The following is a 1,706-nucleotide window of genomic DNA, read 5'->3' on the forward strand; positions in this document are numbered from 1 at the left end:
TGACGATACGTTGGTAGTTTTGAGTTAAGAAAAAATTAATTGCTTCATCTAAATACAACCAACTACCAGCTGTTTTGATAATATCAGCTCCTGAATTAGTGTTAATACTTCCATCTATATCCACACCTACTTTTACCAATACAAAACCTGTGTTGCGAGTGTGAGGATTTGCTCCTAACGATGGGTTTGGATTACCATTACTATAAGGAACAGGCACTCCAAAGGCTAAAGCTTTCGATTTGGTATAGTCATTCGTCTCTTTATTAGAACAAATGTACAAAGTTGGTCCATAAACCGCATCCGTTTGTATGCTCATGGTTGAATTGATTGAAGGCGACGTTTGTGCCTGTATGCACTGACTGCCTAAAAATAGCAACACCAAACTGGTTACTATTTGTTTTACTGAAAAAGAAATTTGCTTCATATTTATAAAATTAAAGGGGGTTACAAATTTTATTGAAACATCCCAAAAAAGGGCATGAATCTTTATGTTAATTTTGAGTTAAACGAATCATCACAATATCTTTTAGAAGAAATAGTATGGATCACGTTTTGAAACATGAATTTTTTCGCTATAATGACATAGCTCGCTTAATTAATGGTTTTGTTGCATAGTTTATTTTTGAAGTTAAATATTTTATAAATTAATATATTATATTTAATTTTATATGATTTAATTTGTTAAAACACTATTTCCTTGATTAATTATAATTTGTTTATCTATAAGACCTTGTCCCGTTGGAGGTGCACCGTAAACAATAATACTTTTTCCAGAAAGAGGAAGTACTGTTAAAAATTGATGTAAAATAGCATTTGTTACCTCTGAAGTTGCACAACCATAAATATATTTAAATTCTTCACAATATTGCAAACTTGGAATACTTAATACTGCTCCGCCTGTCCACTCCCATATAGGGAAATCAAACTTTTTACAATATTGTAAAGCTGGAAAGTTTAACTGGTTAAATTCTATATAAGATGGGCCATTTATGGTTTCTATGTGTTTGAGTGCAGGGAACGTGATAATATCTTTTTTTACTGCAAAATTAAATGTATTCACTGTTTCAAGTAGTGGGAAGTTTAGCACATTGCATTCTGCTAATAAAGTAAAATCATTGGGGCCAACTTTTTTTAATTTATTAAAACTCACATTGTGCCCTGGTGTAGAATAAGGTAAAGTTATCTCTAAATTTAAAGCTTCTTCTATATCATTGCAATTAATGTCTCTTGGAGTTGTTGGATTAGGAACTGTGGTATTGGATTTAAACCACAATTCACTAATTTTTTTAAAACCACTGATTTTTACAGTTACTAAATCTTTATTGTTTACAAACTCTATATGTCTAATATTTATAGCCGAATGAATGTTGATAGTGGTAAGTTGTGTGGTGTTCTGCACGTAAATGTTTTGTGTAGCACTGCCTAACTCGTTAGCAAGTTGTTTTGCTGCTGCTTCATTGGTTAGGTCGCCTTCAATATAAATAGATGCAATGCCTTGCTTTTCTACAACAGGTTCGTCACTATCCTTGCAACAGCCCATTAAAATAAAAAATGCAGTAAATAAAAGAAATGTCTTTTTTAAAAGTGATGATTTCATACTTGTGGTAATTTGTTTAAACAAATATAGTAATTTATTTTTTATAGCACAAACTTTTTTATTAAAAAAAATAAAAATATAAATTAATTCTTCGAGTTATTTACATAAA

General features: G+C 30.5%; 2 protein-coding genes. Both read right to left on the bottom strand.

The genetic code is table 11. The features are described 5' to 3' along the window. Window positions 1-424 (bottom strand): hypothetical protein (locus tag B0A58_RS15530; protein ID WP_133063171.1); only part of this gene is annotated, 424 nt, incomplete at its 3' end. A gap of 249 nt (window positions 425-673) precedes the next feature. Further along, window positions 674-1,597 (bottom strand): hypothetical protein, encoded by a 924-nt coding sequence (locus B0A58_RS15535; RefSeq protein ID WP_089081796.1) that lies wholly within the window; start codon window positions 1,595-1,597, stop codon window positions 674-676. Window positions 1,598-1,706 lie beyond the last annotated feature (109 nt).

It is taken from the genome of Flavobacterium branchiophilum NBRC 15030 = ATCC 35035 (assembly GCF_002217205.1).
In the GTDB taxonomy this organism is placed as follows: Bacteria; Bacteroidota; Bacteroidia; order Flavobacteriales; family Flavobacteriaceae; genus Flavobacterium; species Flavobacterium branchiophilum.

Coding starts and splice junctions, on each gene's coding strand:
- B0A58_RS15535 (WP_089081796.1), bottom strand. CDS start 1,597: ATGAAATCATCACTTTTAAAAAAGACATTTCTTTTATTTACTGCATTT.